Source organism: Diplocloster modestus, assembly GCF_019042245.1.
GTDB lineage: Bacteria > Bacillota > Clostridia > Lachnospirales > Lachnospiraceae > Diplocloster > Diplocloster modestus.
The window spans coordinates 576,513-596,278 of record NZ_JAHQCX010000001.1 but is presented as its reverse complement, the minus strand read 5'-3'; the positions used below and the strand labels follow the sequence as shown (position 1 = coordinate 596,278).

The window sequence follows — 19,766 nt, the reverse complement described above, 5'->3', positions numbered from 1 at the left end:
CTCCCGGCAAATTCCCTTTCACAACAGTCCCCTGCGGCGGATCAAAATGATCTGGCGTTACTGGAAAAGATACTGAAGCGTTTTTACAGCATCTTCCATATTCTTCGTGCTGGTCGTGATTCCGATATACATCGGTTCCGTCTGATTAGTCAAAGAACCGTATAGCTGACTGTTCTCCAGTGAAATACCGACGCTGTACTCTCCTGTTGGCTCCTGCCCCTCTTCTTCTATCACACCGCTGGTCAGTATCTGTCCATTCAGTTTCTGATACAGGTCCGCCGGCAGTTCCTCAGTAAGATCCACGAACAGTCCCTGTTGTGCGTAGCTCAAAAACTGTTCCTGGTCCGCGATCATCACATCTACCATTCCAGCGGAGATATTGACCATCAGCTTCGTCCGGGTCGCCATATCGGAGCCGTCATCATTGAGCCACAGCGCATCCATGACCTCTATGGTATTCTTACTGGCATCCAGCCCCAGATAGTCCTGCAGGCTGGTCTTAAAATCTTCCAGGGCCTGTTCTTCCCACTGATCATTGACTACCGCCACATTAAGAGCCGCTTCCGGTTTCGGCTTCACCACCGTATAAATCACCGAACCGAGAAGAACTGCCGCTATCACCACAATGACCACTTTGAGCAGATAGTAATCTCTAAAAAACTGTAATTTTCCCTTTCCGTCCAGCTCCTTGAACTTTTCCCTGTCTTTCTTTTCATCCCGTTTCTGATATAACAAAGCATCATCGTCCAGCTTTGTTTTCTCTATCGTTTCCTTCGGCATAAACATACATTCCTTTCCTCAGCATGACCCACGTACACTGTCATAATTCTATCCTCTTTTGCTGCCCAGCGCTTCACAGCCTTAACAACTATTATAATCATCTTCTTATATAAAAGTAAATGCTCTATTTTCATTTCACAGATTTTTCAATATTTTATACCGTATGACTCATCCAGCCGCTAAGTGCTCATAGCTATAAAAAATAGTAGTGCTCGAAAAAGCCTCGCTGACTATTTTTCATGCATCGCACGTAAGCGGCCAAAGACAGCCGCTAAGTGCTCATAGCTATAAAAAATGGTTTGATTGTAAAAACCAAACCATTTTAACTGCATGAAATTATGTTATATCATCAGAACGTTTCTTTCACATTCCTGTTCAGGAATGTTCAGGAGGCTTCCTGCAGATTACTCAGCTTAGCCGCCTGGTCTGCGGCGATCAGACTGTCGATGACCTCATAGAGATCCCCGTCTAACACGGAATCCAGCTTGTGTAAAGTCAGCTTAATCCGATGGTCCGTTACACGTCCCTGCGGAAAATTGTAGGTTCTGATCTTCTCGGAACGGTCCCCGGTTCCCACCTGGCTTCTTCTGGCTTCCGCCTCGGCGTCATGTTTTTTCGCCAGCTCCAGTTCATATAGCCTGGATCGCAGCACTTTCAGCGCTTTGTCTTTATTTTTCAGCTGGGACTTTTCATCCTGGCAGGAAATCACGATCCCTGTGGGGATGTGGGTCAGACGCACGGCAGAGTCCGTCGTGTTGACACACTGGCCGCCGTTTCCGGATGCCCGGAACACGTCAAATTTACAGTCATTCATGTCCAGCTCCACGTCCACTTCTTCCGCTTCCGGCATGATCGCAACGGTAATGGTCGAAGTATGGATGCGGCCGCCGGATTCAGTCTCAGGCACCCTCTGCACACGGTGTACACCGCTCTCATATTTTAATTTGGAATACGCACCCTGGCCGGTAATCATAAATATGACTTCCTTGAAGCCGCCGATTCCATTCTCATTCACACTGATCATTTCTGTTTTCCAGCGGTTCCGCTCTGCAAACCGGACATACATCCGGTATATCTCAGCAGCAAATAACGCCGCTTCGTCTCCGCCTGCACCGGCCCGGATCTCCACAATTACATTCTTCTCATCGTTGGGGTCCTTGGGCAGCAGCAGGATCTTTAGCTGATGCTCTAACTGCGTCATCCGGTCCTTGGATTCATTTAACTCTTCCTTAGCCAGCTCCCGCATCTCCTCGTCGGATTCCTCCTCCAGCATAGCGAGACTGTCCTCGATATTCTGCTTACAGTTTTTATATTCCTGATAGGCATCTACAATCGGCGCCAAATCGTTCTGCTCTTTCATCAGCGTCCTGAAACGATTCTGATCATTGACTACCGAAGGCTCATTCAGTTCGCTCATGATTTCTTCAAACCGTATCAATAAGTCTTCCAGTTTGTCAAACATCTATAATTCCTCCTTTAATCTCCCGCACACTACGCGGTCTAAACCTGCCAGGTCCTTGATCACCCGGACTTCTTCATAATTATGCTCTTTCAACAGTGACGACACCGTTTCTCCCTGATCATATCCGATTTCCAGATAGAGCCATCCACCCGGCGTGAGATAACCGTCCGCTTCGGCGCCGATCCTCCGGTAGAAATCCAGTCCGTCCGCTCCGCCATCCAGAGCTGATAAGGGTTCGTGATCCCTGACCTCCGGCATCAGACCTTCGATCACTTCCGTGGGAATATAGGGAGGATTCGAGACAATCAAATCGAATTGCCCCTCTATCTGTTCAAAGAGATCTCCCTGACGCCAGCTTGCATCCACACCAAGCCGTCCGGAATTCATTTTTGCAACTTCCAGCGCTTCTGCGGATATATCCGTACCTATGCCGAATATATCATTTCTTCCATATAATAAACTTAATAAAATGCACCCTGAGCCCGTACACAGATCCAGCACTTTCATACCCGGCATCAGCCTTCGCTTCGCTTCCTCCACAAGAACTTCCGTATCCTGTCTTGGTATCAGCACCCGTCGGTCCACCTGAAACGCAAGGCCGTAGAATTCCTGTTCCCCGGTCAGATGCTGAAGCGGGATATGCGCGCAGCGCGCATCCAGAAGCCGGTCATAATTCTCCCACATACCGTCGTCCATGGGTTCCCGCTGGTGCAGCAGATACTGCGCATTCGTGAGTCCGGAAGCGAAATTCAGTAAATACCACGCGTCAAACCGGTATTCCTCAATCTGTGACTGTGCCAGCTTCTTTTCTCCGTATACTTTTGCTTCCTGAAACGTCATGCTTATCTCCCAACTGTTCTGCGCCGAATTCTTCGGTCAGATATGCTTTCCAGTCAAAAACAGCCTCCACAGCGGTAATCGCTACCTCGATCATGCTGTCATCCGGTTCCTTCGTCGTCAGCCCCTGCATCCAGAGGCCCGGCTTACTTAAGATTTCGATCAGCTTATTGTCCGTATTGCCGGCCAGGCGGATAAATTCGTAAGCCACTCCAGCGATCAGCGGCACCAGCAGAACTCTGCTGAGCAGGCGCAGTACCGGCGAATCCACCCGGATAAACATGAAGAAAAATACACTGATAATAACAACCATCAAAAGAAAACTGGTGCCGCAGCGCTTATGCTGTTTTGAGCTGCTGCGCACGTTCTCCACGGTCAGTTCTTTTCCATGCTCCACACAGTTGATACATTTATGTTCGGCTCCATGATACATGTAAACCCGTTTGATATCCTTCATACAGGAAATCAGTGCTACATAGGATATAAACAGGATAATACGGATAGCCCCTTCTATAATCGCAAGCACTGTATAGGAAATGATGTACTTCTTAAAATAGTTGGCAATCAAAAGCGGCAGTACCATAAAGATCCCGATCGCCAATACCACCGACAGAACGATAGCCAGTCCCATGACTACCTTCTCCGCCTTATCTTTGAACAGCTTCTCCATGACCTGATCCGCCTTGGATGCCTGGGTTTCTTCTTCCTCTTCATAGAAGCTGGCCGAAAAGGTCAGCGTCTTCATTCCCAGCACCAGGGAATCGATAAATGCAAATATCCCTCTGATAAACGGCCATTTCTTAATCCCTGCGTTCTTTATTACACCCTCATAATTACTAATCTGTAATTCTATCTCCCCATCGGGCTTTCTCACGGCAACAGAGTATTCATCCCCATGCTTCATCATGATACCCTCGATCACTGCCTGCCCGCCGATTCCTGAAGATTTCATATGTTTACCTCCAATGGCTCATGACTGCGCCATACATTTTACGGAAAAAAGAGTTTCCCTGCGAAACTCCCTTTCATTTTCTTAAAAAATGAGGTTGAGATTAAATAACCTCAACCTTCTCTATCTGCCTTATTTGTTTTCGTTCATGCCATACTTACGGTTGAACTTATCGATACGTCCGCGAGCGGATGCTGCTTTCTGCTGTCCGGTGTAGAACGGATGACATTTGGAACAAACTTCCACGTGGATTTCGTTCTTTGTGGATCCGGTTACAAAAGTATTTCCGCAGTTGCAGGTTACCGTAGCCTGATGGTATGTCGGATGAATTCCTTCTCTCATTGTTTTCACCTCTCTATATCTACTTTCTGTCCCCTTGGGGATCTTACATACGTTACTAATAAACAGCTTTCATATTGTATCATACCCACGAGCTGATTGCAAGTTTTTCTTAAATAAATTTTGTTTTTTTAACCATCTGTACAAACTCCATATTGTTCTTGGTCCGCACAAACATATTCAGTATATTTTCCACAGCTTCGTCGGTGCGCAGGCCGTTCAGCGCCTTGCGCATCAGATAAACCGCCTCCTGTTCTTCCCTGGTCAGGAGCAGATCCTCTCTTCTGGTACTGGACTTCTGTATGTCGATGGCCGGGAAAATCCGTTTTTCCTGAAGCTTTCTGTCCAGAACCAGCTCCATATTACCGGTTCCTTTGAACTCCTCATATACCACATCATCCATCTTACTGCCCGTATCCACGAGAGCGGTAGCCAGAATCGTAAGGCTCCCCCCTTCCCGCATGTTTCTCGCGGCTCCGAAAAATCGTTTTGGCATGTGTAAGGCCGCCGGGTCCAGACCTCCGGAAAGCGTTCTTCCACTGGGCGGCACTGTCAGGTTATAGGCCCTGGCCAGTCTCGTTATGCTGTCCAGCAGGATCACTACGTCCTTCCTGTGTTCCACCAGGCGCTTCGCCCGCTCGATCACCATCTCCGACACCCGTTTGTGATGTTCCGGAAGCTCATCAAAAGTGGAGTAGATCACTTCCACGTTTTGTCCCTCGATCGCTTCCTTGATATCTGTAACCTCCTCCGGCCGTTCATCGATCAGCAGGATAATCAGATGCATTTCCGGATTATTGGTTATAATCGACTTGGCCACATCCTTTAACAGGGTCGTCTTACCTGCTTTCGGGGGAGAGACGATCATACCACGCTGCCCTTTTCCGATCGGAGAAATGACATCCACGATACGCATGGCAATGCTGGACTGTGAACGTTCCAGACGCAGTCTTTTATTGGGGAATATAGGCGTCATGTCTTCAAAATTAAATCTGCGGTTCGCCTCTGAAGGATGAAAGCCATTGATACTCTTTAAATAAAGTAACGCACTGAACTTTTCCTGCTGGGTTTTAATCCTGGTATTGCCGCATAAGATATCACCGGTTTTCAGATTAAATCTGCGGATCTGAGATGGGGATACATAGACATCATTTTCTCCTGGGAGATAATTAGCACATCGGATAAATCCATAGCCATCCGGCAGTACCTCCAGTATTCCATTGGCCGTCACACCACTGTCCAGCTGTTCCATATCCGGGACATTCGCTCTGCTCTCTCCATCCTGCCTGTCTTCCCGGTTTTCCTGCTTCCTATCTTCCCTGGGCTCAGGCTGCGGCTGGATTCTGATATCCTCCCGGGACTGTGCCTGGGTTCTTGAGTCTTCTCGGAACTGCGTCTGACTCCTTGATTCTTCCCGGGTCTGCACCTGATTCCTGGTCTCCTCCCGGGACGGAGACTGGTTTCGTTCTTCTGCTCTGGACGGTGTCTGAGTTCTTGTCTCTTCCCGGGGCGAGGCTTGATTTCTTGTCTCTTCCCTAGCCGTGGCCTGATTTGTTTCTTCCCGGGGCGAAGTTTGGGATCTTACCTCTTCCCTGGTCTGGTTCTTATATCGCGGTCGCTGCTGGCTGGACACGACTCTCTTCCTCGTCTCGTTCAGCGGCTTTACCGCCTGTTTTTCTTCTTTATCCTGTTTCAGTCCTTCTTTATGCTGTTTCAGTTCTTCCTTTTCCTGCCTGTTCTCATCCTGTTCGGCTGCCTTGGCCGACTCCCCTTCCGCCTTCTGATCCTCTACAAGCATCAGTTGGATCAGGTCGCCTTTACGCAGCCCGGAGGTCCCTTTCATGCCGCGGGCCTTCGCGATGTCTTTCAGCGCTGCCAGTGATAACGATTCGTATTTTTCCCGATTCATGCTATTCTCCTTTATTTATTCTGTTCTGTATTACCGTTTTGGTTTACATGCTGGGATTCATGTCAGAAACGACTATGACTTTAATTTCCAATTATTTTTATTATACACACAGGAAGTAAAATTGACAAGCGGTTTTTCCTTTGTAGAAAAGACTGATGTAAAAACGATCCGACAGCAAGAGCCTTTGAACCGGGAACACATGATGTGTTCCCGGTTCAAAGGCTCTGTTCCTGTCTCCGGGAGACTGCAAGTTAAACTATATCATAATCTCTTTAAAAATCTCCTTAAGTCCAGGGTAAATCCTGCGGAATTTTTGATAGCGCTCTTCATAGAGATCCACCGTTTCAGGATCCGGTTCTATGGTAGCGGTGATACGGATCAGTTTTTTGGCAGCCTCCTCTACGGATTCGAATTCTTTGTTGGCTACTGCCGCCAGTATCGCTCCACCATAAGCAGGCCCCTCTTCCACCTCGATCAGGTCTACTTTCAGGTTGAGGATATTGGCGATCATCTGCCGCCATAGAGGGCTCCTGGCCCCGCCGCCGCAGATTTTAGTGCGTTCCATGTGGATACCCAGGTCTTTGGCGATCTCCAGGGAATCGCGCAGAGCGAAGGCTACCCCCTCCAGGACCGCCTGTGTCATATCGGACCGGGTGGTGTCCATCGTCATTCCGATGAAGGTTCCTCTGGCATTGGGATCATTATGCGGGGAACGCTCTCCCATCAGGTAAGGCAGAAAAAACACGTGATTGCGGCCAAGCGCCGGTATTTTGTCCTGCTCTGCCTGATAGTCAGCGGTTTGCAGAATGTCATCCATCCACCATTTGTTGCAGGATGCGGCGCTGAGCATGCAGCCCATGAGGTGGTAATGCCCATCGGCATGGGCGAAAGAATGAAGGCCGTTGTGGGCATCCACCCCGAAGTTTTTACTGGAAATAAAGATGGTTCCGGAAGTCCCAAGAGATATATTACACATACCGTCGCCTACAGTTCCGGTTCCCACTGCTGCGGCAGCGTTGTCACCTGCTCCCGCGGCTACGATGACTGACCGGGGCAGGCCCAGCGTCTCAGCGATTTTGTTTGTTATCGTACCGACACATTCATAACTCTCGTATACACGAGCCAGCTGCGCTTCCCGTATTCCACAGATTTCTTCCATTTCTTTGGACCAACAGCGGTTTTTGACATCAAAGAGCAGCATACCGGAGGCATCGGATACGTCCGTACAGAAGACACCGGTCAGACGGTAAGCTAGATAATCTTTTGGAAGCATTATTTTGCTGATTTTCTGGAAATTTTCCGGTTCATTTTCTTTTACCCACAATAGTTTTGGAGCGGTAAAACCAGCAAACGCGATGTTGGCGGTATAACCGGTCAGTTTTTCCATTCCGATCACACCGTTCAGATATTCACATTCTTTGATGGACCGGCCATCATTCCAGAGAATAGCCGGGCGGATCACCTGGTCTTTTTCATCCAGAATAATCAGACCATGCATCTGGCCCCCAAAGCTTATGCCGGCTACCTGTTCTTTGTCCGTGCCTGCAAGCAGTTCACGAATCCCTTCTATCGTCTGCTCGTACCAGTCTTCCGGGTTCTGTTCCGACCACCCCGGGTGTGGGAAATATAAGGGATATTCACGGGATACGATCTTTTGGATGCTGCCCTGGGCGTCCATCAGCAGTAATTTAACCGCCGAGGTTCCCAGATCAATACCTATATAGAGCATAATATCCTCCTTTCATTTATCCTGCAGAAGGCAGGCGTTCAAAACTCACAGCGAACTTGAGTAACTTTCGCTATAGATTCTCCGGTATTTTTATTTCATTTTTCATATAGAAGTATTGTCTGTCCGGTTTCTGTCCGTTGACCAGATAATGAACAGCCAGGGTAACGGATTGATACCCCTGGGTCCATGGCTGCTGGCAGATGGTGCCCAGAATTTTTTCTTCTTTCAGCAGTTTCGTTATGGCCGGCGTCAGGTCGCTGCCAACTATTTTTACAGGGTGGGGACTTTCCATATTCTGTCTCTGCCAGTCAGCCACCGCACGGCACACCCCATCGGCCGCTGCCGCTGCTATGTATACCGCATCCATAGAGGGATGCCGTTTTAGCATGGCAAGCGTTTGGGCATAGCCGGTCTCTTTGTCATCCTCCGTCTCTATGATGTCCAGAATCCGCAGATCGGGAAATCTATTCTTTTGCGTCTCGAAGAAACCTCTGATCCGTTGATTATGACCCAGAATTTTCACGGAGCCGGCCGCGATGCCCACCTGTCCTTTGCCGTCTGTCGCGATACCCAGGATTCCACATGCCGTTCGCCCGCTTTTCAGATAGTCGCAGCCCACGTAACAGAGTCTTTGGCTGCCTTCGATATCCGTATTCACGGTGATCACCGGTATGTTTTTTTCTGACAGATCATTGATTTTTCTGGCTATCCGCTCGTCGTTGATCGGGTTCAGGATGAGAAAATGAATCTGTTCTTCCAGCTGATCCATAAGCCGAAGCTGTTCTTCCACCTGATATCCCTTCATAGTCATCACCTGTACCTGAATGCCGAATTCGGAAGCTTCCTGTTCCGCTCCTTTGATTCCCTTTAAGATATCATCAAAGAATTCATTCCCTCTGGCACACAGAATCACACCTATGATAAAACTCTTCTTCCGAGCCGCCAGGGCTTTCCCGGCCGCATTCGGCCGATATCCCAGTTCTACCGCGATCTTTTGTATGCGTTCTTCTATCTCAGGCTTGACATGGCCCCGATTGTTAATGACCCGGTCTACGGTCCCTCTGGATACACCCGCTTTTTCCGCGATCTGTTTGATTGTCACCGACATAAGCTCGTCTCCGTTAAATTCTACTATGCAAATGGATTTTCCGAAGGATATCTCATCTCTTTCGGCTGATTAAATCCGATATCCTCCACTCCCAAATATTTGAATACCTCAAACAAGGTTTTCCCAAAATGTCCGAAAGCTACCGCTCCGTGATGCGGATAGTGTTTCTCCACCAGTACATGACGATAAAATCTTCCCATATCGGGAATAGCGAATACTCCGATTCCGCCGAAAGATCTGGTCGCTACCGGAAGGATCTCGCCCTCGGCCACATATGCCTTCAATTTTGCGTCCGCGGTACTCTGCAGGCGGTAGAAGGTGATCTCCCCCGGAACCAGATCTCCCTCCAGAGTTCCCTGGGTCACTTCTTCAGGCAGAGTACGGGCCATAATCATCTGATATTTCATTTCGCAGAAGCTCAGTTTTCCCGCAGCCGTGTTTCCACAGTGGAATCCCATAAAAGTGTCGCTGAGGCCATAAGAATACTTACCGGCGATCTCTTCCTGATACATATCTTTAGGAACTGTATTATTGATATCCAGCAGAGTCACTGTATCTTCGCTGATGCACATTCCGATGAATTCACTTAAAGCTCCGTAGATATCCACTTCGCAGGACACCGGAATCCCCTTGGCAGTCAGGCGTCCATTCACATAGCAGGGAACGAATCCGAACTGTGTCTGAAAAGCCGGCCAGCATTTCCCGGCGATTACCACATAATCCCTGGAACCTTTGTGTTCCTCCACCCAGTCCAGCAAAGTAACCTCATACTGCGCCAGCTTGGCTAAAATCTCCGGCTTTTTATTTCCCGCTCCTAATTCTGCCTCCATTTCCTCCACCACAGACGGTATCCTCGGATCACCGGCGTGATTATGATAAGCCTCAAACAGATCCAGCTCTGAATTCTCTTCAATCTCAACGCCAAGGTTATAAAGCTGTTTGATCGGAGCGTTACACGCCAGAAAATCCTGCGGTCTGGGACCAAAACCAATCACTTTCAAATTCCGCAAACCGATTATCGTTCTGGCAATCGGCAGGAATTCTGCGATCCGGTCCGCACAGTCCTGTGCATCTCCAACCGGATTTTCCGGAATATAAGCCCTTATATTCCGCAGATCCAGATTATAGCTGGCATTCAGCATACCACAGTAAGCGTCTCCGCGCCCGCCCACCAGATTATCACCGGTCTCTTCCGCCGCCGCTATGTACATAACCGGTCCGCCAAACTCCTTCCCCAGCAAGGTTTCCGCCGACTCAGGGCCAAAATTGCCAAGATATACTATCAAAGCGTTACACCCTGCCTCCCTGACCTGAGCCAGAGCCTTTCTCATATGGACTTCCGTCTCAATACAGGTCGGACATTCATAGATATCACCATATCTGTCCTGATAAGCCTTCACTACCGCTTTCCGTCTGTTCTCAGACAGCGACATGGGAAAACAATTTCTGGATACCGCTACGATTCCTGCTTTTACAACTGGTATGTTATTCATGTTCTAATCTCCTTTTCTTTCTAGTATTTTAGGCATCGTTTACGTTTGTGCTCGAGCACATTTTATAAATATAATAGTATCTCTCTTTGCGAATCTTGTCAATCATTATTGCAAATAAATTTTGTTCAATACGATACTTTCCCCGGGGCTGGGTGAGTCAGCGGCTTAAAACTTAGGTCAGCTGAAAAAGAGTTTCGCTTGCGAAACTCTCCGCCTGCGGCGGGCCGCGTAAGCGGCATCTTCCTTTCCGCCGCTGTGCGATCCCGCGGAGCGTTTTTTATTTCATAGGAGCACTTTCCTATGAAACAAAAAAAGCCCCGCCAAAACCTGCACACATCGCAGGTTTCGCGGGACTAAGTCCATTAAATCATCTAAAAATTATTGCCATTCCATCCCCAATAGCTGACCTCTTCGTACTTTACATAGATCTGTGATGGAGCAATGCTTAGATTTGTTTCCAATATCTTTGTTATCTCACCGGTCAGCCGGTCGTAATCTTCCGCGGAAGCACTGCCATAGATTTTCACTTCCACAAACGCCATCCTCTGGTCGGCTTTCCCCTTAAAGTACATAGGAACCTGATCTTCAAAGGTAATCATCAGCCAGCTCTCGCTTTTTCCGGGAATGCAGGTTATGGCATGGCCCAACTGCTCCTTAACCGTCTGCTCCTGATCACTGTTTATCTCCGCGTTGGTCTTGACGTTAATGCAGGGCATTCTTTATCACTCCTATTTTTTGTCCACATATTTTTTAATATTGGATGCGTTAACATATTTCTGAGTATCCTCGCCGTCCACTACCACCAGGGTAGGTGCCTGCATGACACCGTATTTTTTGGCCAGCTCAGCATTTTCTTCCGCGTCCACCAGCTCATACTGTTCGTCTGACAGCATCTCTTTGGCAATCTTGCAGTTCGGGCAGGTTTTGGTAGTAAACAGGTATTTCATGGAGGGGGCCGGAGTGATCGTCACATCCTCTTTGGATACCGTTACGATATTGGTCCGTACTCTCTTCATGCAGGAATTGTCGATATCGTACAGGGTACGGTTCTTGTATTCCTGGGATTTTCCTTCGTTCCAGTTCTGTACCGGCCGGTAATATCCGGTGATACGGCTGTAAACCTCCGCTTCCGCTCCGCACTCAGGGCACGTAAAATGCTCGCCGCTGATATAGCCGTGGGTCTTGCAGATCGAGTAGGTCGGTGACATCGTGTAATAAGGAAGTTTATAATTCTCCGCGATCTTACGCACCAGGGCCGCGGCCGCTTTCCAGTCCGGAAGCTTCTCTCCCAGGAATGCGTGGAATACGGTTCCGGATGTGTACAGGGTCTGCAGTTCATCCTGAATATCCAGCGCGTCAAAAATATCCGCTGTATAATCCACCGGAAGATGGGAGCTGTTGGTATAGTAAGGAGTATCCCCTTCTTTTCCTGCGGTAATGATATCCGGCCAGCGCTTTCTGTCGTGCTTCGCCAGACGATAGCTGGTGGATTCCGCAGGGGTAGCCTCCAGGTTATACAAATCACCGTATTCTTCCTGGTAGTCAGCCAGCCGCTCTCTCATATGGTTCAATACTTGCTTGGAGAACTCCTGGGTCTCTTCGTGGGTCATATCCTTGCGCAGCCAATTGGCGTTTAAACCGGCTTCGTTCATACCGATCAGGCCGATCGTGGAAAAATGATTGTCGAAAGTACCAAGGTAACGTTTGGTGTAAGGATATAAGCCTTCGTTCAGAAGCTTTGTAATCACTTCCCTCTTAATCTTTAAAGATCTGGCGGAAATATCCATCATCCGATCCAGTCTCTTATAGAAATCCTGTTCATTCTGGGCCAGGTAAGCGATTCTGGGCATATTGATGGTTACAACGCCCACACTTCCGGTACTCTCGCCGGAACCAAAGAACCCGCCTGTTTTCTTGCGCAGCTCGCGCAGGTCCAGACGCAGACGGCAGCACATACTGCGGACATCACTGGGCTGCATATCGCTGTTAATATAATTTGAGAAGTACGGGGTTCCGTATTTCGCAGTCATCTCAAACAAGAGACGGTTATTTTCCGTATCAGACCAGTCAAAATCACTGGTGATAGAGTAGGTGGGAATCGGATACTGGAAGCCCCGGCCGTTGGCATCGCCTTCGATCATAGTCTCGATAAAGGCCTTATTGATCATATCCATTTCCATCTTACAGTCTTTATATTTGAAGTCCATCTCCCTGCCGCCTACGATAGCCGGAAGCTCCGCTAAGTCGTTGGGTACGGTCCAGTCCAGCGTAATATTGGAGAAGGGAGCCTGAGTACCCCAGCGGCTGGGCGTATTCACACCGTAGATAAAGGACTCAATACATTTTTTCACTTCCCGGTAGTTCAGGTTATCTACCTTAACAAAGGGCGCCAGATAGGTATCGAAGGATGAGAACGCCTGAGCGCCGGCCCATTCATTTTGCATAATGCCAAGAAAGTTTACCATCTGGTTGCACAGCACGGACAGATGCTTCGCAGGTGAGGAAGTAATCTTTCCGCGGATACCCCCCAGCCCTTCCTCGATCAGCTGCTTTAAGGACCATCCCGCGCAGTATCCGGTCAGCATGGATAAATCATGCAGATGTATATCCGCGTTCCGGTGCGCACTGGCGATCTCCTCATCATAGATCTCGGACAGCCAGTAGTTGGCGGTCACGGCTCCTGAGTTGCTTAAGATCAGCCCTCCTACCGAATAAGTCACGGTAGAGTTCTCTTTTACACGCCAGTCTTCTACTTTTACATAACTGTTTACGATTTCCTTATAGTCCAGAATCGTGGACTTCATATTACGGATCTTTTCCCGCTGCTTCCGGTATAAAATATAGGCCTTTGCCACATCGGTGTAGCCGGCCTGTTCCAAAACCTTCTCCACACTGTCCTGCACATCTTCCACGTGAACCAGGTTGTCCTTGATCTTAGACTGAAAGTCTGCTGTCACTCTCAGGGACAGCAAATCGATAATATCCTGATTAAATTCTTTTTCCGTTGCGGTGAATGCCTTCTGAACTGCGCCACTGATTTTGGCCAGATCAAAATCTGCCACTTCGCCGTCTCTCTTTACTACACGAAACATCTCACTCTCATCCTTCCCATGTCATCAATTAATCTCTTTACGTCAGCAATCAAATTGTAGCAGATTTCTAATTGGGAGTCAATAGAAAAACACTATATCTTGTATGTTTTATTAATTTCATACAAAATATAGTGTTAGTGTCGATAATCACCCAGAAACTCTTGCATAAAGCTCTTTGGGCACATATGCTTTTACATAAATCCCGTTATCCCGATAATCCTCGCTGATCAGTCCTCCCTGCTCCCTGATCAGCGCGATCAGCCCGGCTTTCTCATAGGGAAAGACCCGCTCCAACAGCATGTGGCGCTCATGGAGCACCTCATCCAGGATTTCTTTCAGACGCTCTAACCCTTCGCCGCTTCTGGCTGAAATCTTCAATGTCTTATCCGCTTTAAAATCGCGTAAATCGACAGGTTCGGCCACTTTGTCCTGCTTGTTAAACAAGGTGATTATAGTCTTGCCCGCGATCCCCAGATCCGCCAGTGTCTCATAGACTACGTACATCTGTTTTTCCACCTGTGGATTGGACACATCCACAACATGTAGTATCATATCCGCGTATTTCGCCTCTTCCAATGTGCTGCGGAATGCCTCAATCAGATGATGAGGCAGCTTACGGATGAATCCTACGGTATCTGTCAGCAGTATCTGCTGATTGCTGGGCAGAATTAAACTCCTGGTAGTGGGGTCCAGTGTAGCAAAAAGCTGATCCTCTTCCAGTACCTGCGCGCCGGTGAGCGTATTCAGAAGTGTCGACTTCCCCGCATTGGTGTAACCTACGATGGCGGCCACCGGGATTCTATTCTTCTGCCTCTGGCTGCGCGTAACCTCGCGGTGGCGTTTGACCTCTTTTAGTTCCCGGTTTAGCTGCGCGATCCGTTCTTTCACCAGCCGCCGGTCCATCTCCAGTTTTTTCTCACCCGGGCCCCTGGTGCCGATACCTCCGCCCAGCCTGGACAGGGAGCTTCGAAGCCCCACCAGTCTTGCCAGCTGATATTTTAACTGGGCCAGCTCCACCTGGATCTTTCCTTCGCTGGTGGACGCTCTCTTAGCGAAAATATCCAGGATCACCAGCGTGCGGTCCATGATCTTGGTGTCCAGTGCATCTTCCATATTCCGCAGCTGCGCCGGAGAGAGTTCGTCGTCACATATGATACCGGTTGCCCCAGTCTCGTAAATCATCTCCGAGAGTTCCTCTAATTTTCCGGACCCCAGATAAGTCCCCGGATGGATCTGCGTCCGTGTCTGAATCAACACGCCTACCGTCTGCGCCCCCGCCGTGGAAGCCAGTTCCTCAAGCTCTGTCAGGGAGTCTTGCGTGTCGTCTCCGTCATTTAAGGATACTCCGACTAAAATTACTTTTTCCTTAATTTCTTCAAATTCTATCATTTATGCCTCTCCGCCTTCGCCATCCTGTCCTTCCGGATTTTGGCTGTCTCCTTCATCAGTATCTCCACTTTCTCCCGGATTATCGCCTTCCCCGGCTGATTTCGTCCGTCTGGTCTGAAGGAATTCATTTTCTTTCTGCGCTTTCGTATCTTCCGGGAATTCCTCAAGATAAGCAGCCATCTTAGACGCCGCTGTGTCAAAATCCAGAAGATATTCGTACACAACCGCTTCGTTAAACAGTAAAGTCTGGCGGAAGGAAGTGTCTCCGGTCATGGTAAGCCCGGCCTGGAAACTCTGTAAGGCGCCTTCGTAATCCCCTTTGTTCCTTTTGCACACGCCCATAATATTGTAGACTTCCTGGCTTTCCTGGCCCTTTTCCTGATACTGCTGGTAGTAATCTAACGCAGTGTCCGGGTCCTGTACCGCCTCATAGGTTTTTCCCAGATAGAGCAGGCTTTCCGTGTTCTCTTTTTCCAGAGCCGCTTTCAGCTCTTTTTCCGCATTCTGGTAATCTCCGAGATAATAATAGATCTCTCCCCGTTTCAGGTAGTCTTTGTCCTTCTTTCCCTCCAGCTTTAACGCTTGATTCAGATATCCCTTTGCTTTCTCCGCATCGGTTTGAACCAAGGATTCATAAATGCGGATATAAGACTCATAATTTTTCCCGTCCATTTCCATCGCCTGGTCAAAATCTGCATAGGCCTTCTCTGTCTCACCCGCGGCGATATAGGCCGATCCCCGTAAAATATAAAGATCCGCACTGGCTTTATAATCAATCAGATTCGTGTAGGTATCAATAGCTCCGCTGTAATCATTGCTCTTATACTGAGCCGCTGCTTTATAATAGGAAATATCCAGTTCCAGCTCCCGAACACGTCCCGGGGCCTGCTGCAACGCCTTGGTAAAAGATGTGACCGCCGCCGTGTAATCCCCGGAATTCATATGCTTGATCCCCTGATCCCGATACGTCAGTTCCATTTCCTGTTTTGTATTAGAGCAGCCGGACAGCATCAGCACCGTTCCGGCAATCAATAACCAGGTGAGAAATCTTTTCATAAATAACCTCCAGTAGTCTGCTCCTGTCTTCTTGGTTCCCTGCTACGGCTTTCATTATAGCAAAGATTTCTCCGGAAATATAGATAAAATTTGACGGATATGCAGGTTCCGGCATTTATTTTTCTCAGTTAACAGAAATTTAACAACTCTAAAAGATGGTCTGTTTTTGACGAAAACCCCGAAGTTATCAACACTTTCCGTCCATTTTTTGACAAACCTTAAGGAAAAATTTAGATTCAGTCGAGCCCGATTTATTGTAAATTTTAATTAATTATGATAGTATGAAAGCGTCATTAAATTTATGAGGAGGATATCATAATGGACGAAAACAACAATCAGGTACCAGACACACAAGAACAGCCAACCTTTGAGCAGCCTCAATTCGACCAGCCGGTATATGAGCAGCCTCAGGCTTATTACGAACCCGAACAGCCCCAGGGCGGTAAAGGAATGGCGATCGCCTCTATGGTTTTGGGTATCGTATCAATCGTAGTATCCTGCTGTTATGTATATGCGGCATTTGTAACCGGTATTATCGGCCTCGTTTTAGGTATTATCGCGTTAAAAAAACAGGCTCCCGGAAGAGGCATGGCGATTGCGGGTATTGTTACATCCATCATCTCATTGGTATTAGCGATCGTACTACTTATTGTCGGCGTAGCGGCAGTCAGCTACCTGACCAACATGGGATATGACATTAATAGTATGTACTAAAAAAATGAATGAGAAAAAGGACCGGTATATGCTTTCCGGTCCTTTTTCGTGAGTGAAAAAATGTTCCTGTTATGATTTCCTTTTATTATCCTCTCTTATGGTATGAGATATGGAAAAAAATTCCGTGCTATAAAGTATAAAAACATAAGGCTCAGCACAACCCACCAGAACCGGCAGTCCCGCGGAAGGATCTTCCTGTGACGTCCGAATACATAAGTGAGCCCTTCCACATACAGCAGGGAAAGTACAATTCCCAGCACCACGGGGGTAATATTATATCGAAGCGACGTAAAGATATCCCCATGCAGCAGAGCCAGCACACTCCTGGTATTTCCACAGCCGGGGCAATAAAAACCCGTCATCCTGCGGAACAGACACGCCGGAAAAAGCTCGGCCATCCGGCCACCAAACTGATGTAAAAATAGGAAAGTAACCAATCCTGCCGGCAGGATCAGCAATATCCCCGCCTTATATAATTTTTCTTTATAGATTCTTTTTCTATACCATTTTATCCTATACTGTTTTTCTTTTTGAGATTCGCTTTGTTTTTGCATCATGAACCGATTATAGCACACGTAATAGCATCCGGGAACCATTAATTTTGGTTCAATACCGCTTCAATCTGGTCCCTGGTCGGAAGGGAAGAGATTGCCCCTTTACTCTGCACACAGATCCATCCACTGACATTTCCATATTCCATCGCCTTGAGCAGCTTCGCTTCATCCAATTTATCGATCTGATCCACGCCCTGGATCAAAAGGCTGGACAGGAACCCGCCCCAGAACGCATCTCCTGCCCCGGTGGCATCCACTGCTTTGGCTCTGCGTCCGGGAATTCTCAAAACCTTGCCGCCAAAGAAGCATTTCGCTCCTTCCGCTCCCAGAGTCTCCACTACCAAAGCGATCTGGTTTTGCTCCATCAGCTTCGGAATATGCTCTTCCCCACCCATCATTTCCACTTCCTCCTCCGATATCTTCAGCAGATCCACATAAGGGAGGATTTCAAATACTTTTCTGGCTGCGGCTTCCTGATCATCATCCCACATCACATTCCGATAATTCACATCAAAGCTTACGATTTTTCCTTTTTCATGTCCGGCCTTCAGCGCATAGATAGTGGCGTCAGACGCGCTTCCTTTGGACAGGGAGCAGGAGCCGGCATGGATCATTTTCGTGGCATCCAGATTCGCGCGGTCGATGTCTCCCACAGTGAGCAGCATGTCCGCCCCTGGTTTTCTGGCAAATGTAAACGTGCGCTCGCCATTCCCGGACAGTGTAACAAACGCCATAGTGGTAACCGCATCCCTGGTCAATTCCGGACACAGTACCTTCACATCGTTTTCCTTCAGCGTGTCAGCCAGAAATCTGCCAAAATCATCATCGCCCATTTTACCGCAGAAGCCGGAATCCAGACCGTTCCTGGCCACCGCGATCGCCACATTGGCTGGCGCTCCTCCTGCATTTTTTACATAACTGCAGGGCTCACTGCCCGGTATAAAATCAATCAACATTTCCCCTACACAAATTACATCCATGTCTTCATCCTCCACTATCCTTTTTCAAATTAACTGCCGGCGGCCCAGTCCCGGGTCCATACAAAACTTCCGTAAAACGCACTTATATAAAACCCTTTGATGAAACACTTTTATTATAGCGAATCCTACATTACGTGTCAAAATATTTTCACTATTTTTTTCTACCGCAGCAGTCGTATCTGTATTTCTTTCCACAATCATTTCCCATTACCAGATGAATTCATACTGGCAGACTGTCCCTCACACACAACGCCCCATACCCCACCTGCGAATTCGGATATGCTGCTGTCAAGTATGGACTAATATATGAAAAAAAATAATTTAGCTCCCAAAAAGAATCTGTCCAGGCCGCGGTTGCTTTTCTCAGATTTAATACTGTCAAAACAACAGGTTCCTTCCTATCACAGAACGCTTCTACGGCTGGATGGGGCTGATTACCAATTTGCAGATGCACTCCCGGCGTGGAGGCAAACCGAAAATAGACAACACGAGACAGACAGCAAAGCAATTTGTAGTAAGCAAAGACATCGCAAATTAACTTTGCTTTCACCTGTCTGCAATTGGAACAGCGACCTGCGTAATGTAGTCAGCACTGTTTGTTCCGCGGGTGGGTGGGCCTTCTAAAAAAATAGAGCGAAAATAGCCGCTTACAGAGATATTATTTTCTTTCACATATTGCTTTAATGCACGTCTGGCATCTCCGATACCTTCATAAGGACCTCGATAGTAGATGCATAGAGCAAGCGTTTCCGGAAATTCACGACGTTCCGGTCCATTAAAACAATCTTCGACAGGTATGGAACACAGTAGATGGAGCGTATCTGGCTTAGCAGTCTGACGAACAGTAAACATGCAGCGAACCATGGACATATACCCTGTACGGGCTGCAGCGATGTAAGTATTTCGCAAATGAATCGCGGCTTCGGAAACATCTGTGCATGTATACTGGCGGCAGAAGCAGATTTGTCTGGGCAGAGCCACAGAGTGTATGGTGAAATCCCCAGATTTTGCCGAGCGGACTTGCAGCATCTCAATACTTTTGTCCAATGCATCCCGCATTTCCATCAATCGCTGCAGGTGTCTGTCAATGTTTGTTGTATCATAGTAATACTCTGCCACTTCTTTCAGCGACAGTCCGAGAGACTGCAGGGTCCGGATTGAGCGGAGCCGAGTCATATTATCGGCAGTGTAGTAGCGATAGCCACTGACCTCATCTTTGACAGCGGGAACCACCAGCCCCTGATCTTCATAATTCAATATCATCTTCCGGCTGAGGCCGAGTATTTTTGCTACTTCTCCAATCTGGAAAAGGCTTCCATCATGTTTTCTCATTACTTTCTTTCCCCCAACGCCTGAGGACAGGCGCACTATTTTT

17 protein-coding genes are annotated in these 19,766 nt (G+C 48.0%); 1 reads left to right on the top strand and 16 read right to left on the bottom strand.

The window, feature by feature from the left end; all coding sequences use genetic code 11:
* Positions 1-57 precede the first annotated feature (57 nt).
* The 13 genes from KTH90_RS02655 to KTH90_RS02595 form a co-directional block, all read right to left on the bottom strand.
* Positions 58-786 carry a hypothetical protein gene (locus KTH90_RS02655; RefSeq protein ID WP_158352588.1) on the bottom strand — a complete coding sequence of 243 codons (729 nt, stop codon included), beginning with the start codon at positions 784-786 and terminating at the stop codon, positions 58-60.
* Positions 787-1,165: 379 nt separating this feature from the next.
* Positions 1,166-2,242 (bottom strand): peptide chain release factor 1, encoded by a 1,077-nt coding sequence (gene prfA / locus KTH90_RS02650; protein WP_158352589.1) that lies wholly within the window; start codon positions 2,240-2,242, stop codon positions 1,166-1,168.
* Positions 2,243-3,082, bottom strand: a complete 840-nt coding sequence (gene prmC / locus KTH90_RS02645) for a peptide chain release factor N(5)-glutamine methyltransferase (RefSeq protein WP_158352590.1) — start codon at positions 3,080-3,082, stop codon at positions 2,243-2,245.
* Positions 3,024-4,031 (bottom strand): DUF1385 domain-containing protein, encoded by a 1,008-nt coding sequence (locus KTH90_RS02640; RefSeq protein ID WP_158352591.1) that lies wholly within the window; start codon positions 4,029-4,031, stop codon positions 3,024-3,026. The genes prmC and KTH90_RS02640 overlap by 59 nt, the downstream gene beginning before the upstream one ends.
* Before the next feature lie 129 nt (positions 4,032-4,160).
* On the bottom strand, positions 4,161-4,370 hold the full coding sequence (gene rpmE, locus KTH90_RS02635; protein ID WP_158345848.1) for a 50S ribosomal protein L31: 210 nt from the start codon (positions 4,368-4,370) through the stop codon (positions 4,161-4,163).
* 109 nt (positions 4,371-4,479) lie between these two features.
* Entirely contained in the window at positions 4,480-6,276 is a 1,797-nt protein-coding gene (gene rho, locus KTH90_RS02630) for a transcription termination factor Rho (protein ID WP_158352592.1), read from the bottom strand.
* A gap of 256 nt (positions 6,277-6,532) precedes the next feature.
* Positions 6,533-8,005 (bottom strand): xylulokinase, encoded by a 1,473-nt coding sequence (gene xylB / locus KTH90_RS02625; protein WP_158352593.1) that lies wholly within the window; start codon positions 8,003-8,005, stop codon positions 6,533-6,535.
* Positions 8,006-8,075: 70 nt separating this feature from the next.
* Positions 8,076-9,113, bottom strand: a complete 1,038-nt coding sequence (locus tag KTH90_RS02620; RefSeq protein WP_158352594.1) for a LacI family DNA-binding transcriptional regulator — start codon at positions 9,111-9,113, stop codon at positions 8,076-8,078.
* Between the two features lie 23 nt (positions 9,114-9,136).
* Positions 9,137-10,606 carry an L-fucose/L-arabinose isomerase family protein gene (locus tag KTH90_RS02615; RefSeq protein WP_158352595.1) on the bottom strand — a complete coding sequence of 490 codons (1,470 nt, stop codon included), beginning with the start codon at positions 10,604-10,606 and terminating at the stop codon, positions 9,137-9,139.
* Between the two features lie 371 nt (positions 10,607-10,977).
* Positions 10,978-11,322: a phenylpyruvate tautomerase MIF-related protein gene (locus KTH90_RS02610; protein ID WP_158352596.1), complete on the bottom strand. Its 345-nt coding sequence runs from the start codon at positions 11,320-11,322 to the stop codon at positions 10,978-10,980.
* A 12-nt stretch (positions 11,323-11,334) separates the two neighbouring features.
* Positions 11,335-13,698, bottom strand: coding sequence for a ribonucleoside triphosphate reductase (locus KTH90_RS02605; protein WP_158352597.1), 2,364 nt, complete (start codon positions 13,696-13,698; stop codon positions 11,335-11,337).
* Positions 13,699-13,845: 147 nt separating this feature from the next.
* On the bottom strand, positions 13,846-15,087 hold the full coding sequence (gene hflX, locus KTH90_RS02600; protein ID WP_238726206.1) for a GTPase HflX: 1,242 nt from the start codon (positions 15,085-15,087) through the stop codon (positions 13,846-13,848).
* Positions 15,088-16,143, bottom strand: coding sequence for a tetratricopeptide repeat protein (locus tag KTH90_RS02595; RefSeq protein WP_158352598.1), 1,056 nt, complete (start codon positions 16,141-16,143; stop codon positions 15,088-15,090).
* Positions 16,144-16,461: 318 nt separating this feature from the next.
* On the opposite strand from KTH90_RS02595, the gene KTH90_RS02590 reads away from it, so the two are divergent.
* Positions 16,462-16,857 carry a DUF4190 domain-containing protein gene (locus tag KTH90_RS02590; protein WP_158352599.1) on the top strand — a complete coding sequence of 132 codons (396 nt, stop codon included), beginning with the start codon at positions 16,462-16,464 and terminating at the stop codon, positions 16,855-16,857.
* A 95-nt stretch (positions 16,858-16,952) separates the two neighbouring features.
* On the opposite strand, the gene KTH90_RS02585 is transcribed toward KTH90_RS02590, so the two are convergent.
* The 3 genes from KTH90_RS02585 to KTH90_RS02575 all read right to left on the bottom strand — a co-directional run bounded on the left by KTH90_RS02585 (position 16,953) and on the right by KTH90_RS02575 (position 19,723).
* A complete protein-coding gene (locus KTH90_RS02585) occupies positions 16,953-17,255 on the bottom strand; it encodes a DUF2752 domain-containing protein (RefSeq protein ID WP_158352600.1) in 303 nt (100 codons plus the stop codon).
* A 197-nt stretch (positions 17,256-17,452) separates the two neighbouring features.
* Positions 17,453-18,391 carry a carbohydrate kinase family protein gene (locus KTH90_RS02580; RefSeq protein WP_158352601.1) on the bottom strand — a complete coding sequence of 313 codons (939 nt, stop codon included), beginning with the start codon at positions 18,389-18,391 and terminating at the stop codon, positions 17,453-17,455.
* Between the two features lie 546 nt (positions 18,392-18,937).
* Positions 18,938-19,723: a MerR family transcriptional regulator gene (locus tag KTH90_RS02575; protein WP_238726205.1), complete on the bottom strand. Its 786-nt coding sequence runs from the start codon at positions 19,721-19,723 to the stop codon at positions 18,938-18,940.
* Between the last annotated feature and the right edge of the window lie 43 nt (positions 19,724-19,766).

What these genes read in the sequence shown, in the direction of transcription:
- prfA (WP_158352589.1), bottom strand. Translation starts at nt 2,242, where the DNA reads ATGTTTGACAAACTGGAAGACTTATTGATACGGTTTGAAGAAATCATG.
- rpmE (WP_158345848.1), bottom strand. Translation starts at nt 4,370, where the DNA reads ATGAGAGAAGGAATTCATCCGACATACCATCAGGCTACGGTAACCTGC.
- KTH90_RS02580 (WP_158352601.1), bottom strand. Translation starts at nt 18,391, where the DNA reads ATGGATGTAATTTGTGTAGGGGAAATGTTGATTGATTTTATACCGGGC.
- KTH90_RS02640 (WP_158352591.1), bottom strand. Translation starts at nt 4,031, where the DNA reads ATGAAATCTTCAGGAATCGGCGGGCAGGCAGTGATCGAGGGTATCATG.
- KTH90_RS02595 (WP_158352598.1), bottom strand. Translation starts at nt 16,143, where the DNA reads ATGAAAAGATTTCTCACCTGGTTATTGATTGCCGGAACGGTGCTGATG.
- KTH90_RS02615 (WP_158352595.1), bottom strand. Translation starts at nt 10,606, where the DNA reads ATGAATAACATACCAGTTGTAAAAGCAGGAATCGTAGCGGTATCCAGA.
- KTH90_RS02585 (WP_158352600.1), bottom strand. Translation starts at nt 17,255, where the DNA reads ATGGCCGAGCTTTTTCCGGCGTGTCTGTTCCGCAGGATGACGGGTTTT.
- rho (WP_158352592.1), bottom strand. Translation starts at nt 6,276, where the DNA reads ATGAATCGGGAAAAATACGAATCGTTATCACTGGCAGCGCTGAAAGAC.
- xylB (WP_158352593.1), bottom strand. Translation starts at nt 8,005, where the DNA reads ATGCTCTATATAGGTATTGATCTGGGAACCTCGGCGGTTAAATTACTG.
- KTH90_RS02610 (WP_158352596.1), bottom strand. Translation starts at nt 11,322, where the DNA reads ATGCCCTGCATTAACGTCAAGACCAACGCGGAGATAAACAGTGATCAG.
- hflX (WP_238726206.1), bottom strand. Translation starts at nt 15,087, where the DNA reads ATGATAGAATTTGAAGAAATTAAGGAAAAAGTAATTTTAGTCGGAGTA.
- KTH90_RS02605 (WP_158352597.1), bottom strand. Translation starts at nt 13,698, where the DNA reads ATGTTTCGTGTAGTAAAGAGAGACGGCGAAGTGGCAGATTTTGATCTG.
- prmC (WP_158352590.1), bottom strand. Translation starts at nt 3,082, where the DNA reads ATGACGTTTCAGGAAGCAAAAGTATACGGAGAAAAGAAGCTGGCACAG.
- KTH90_RS02590 (WP_158352599.1), top strand. Translation starts at nt 16,462, where the DNA reads ATGGACGAAAACAACAATCAGGTACCAGACACACAAGAACAGCCAACC.
- KTH90_RS02620 (WP_158352594.1), bottom strand. Translation starts at nt 9,113, where the DNA reads ATGTCGGTGACAATCAAACAGATCGCGGAAAAAGCGGGTGTATCCAGA.
- KTH90_RS02655 (WP_158352588.1), bottom strand. Translation starts at nt 786, where the DNA reads ATGTTTATGCCGAAGGAAACGATAGAGAAAACAAAGCTGGACGATGAT.
- KTH90_RS02575 (WP_238726205.1), bottom strand. Translation starts at nt 19,723, where the DNA reads ATGAGAAAACATGATGGAAGCCTTTTCCAGATTGGAGAAGTAGCAAAA.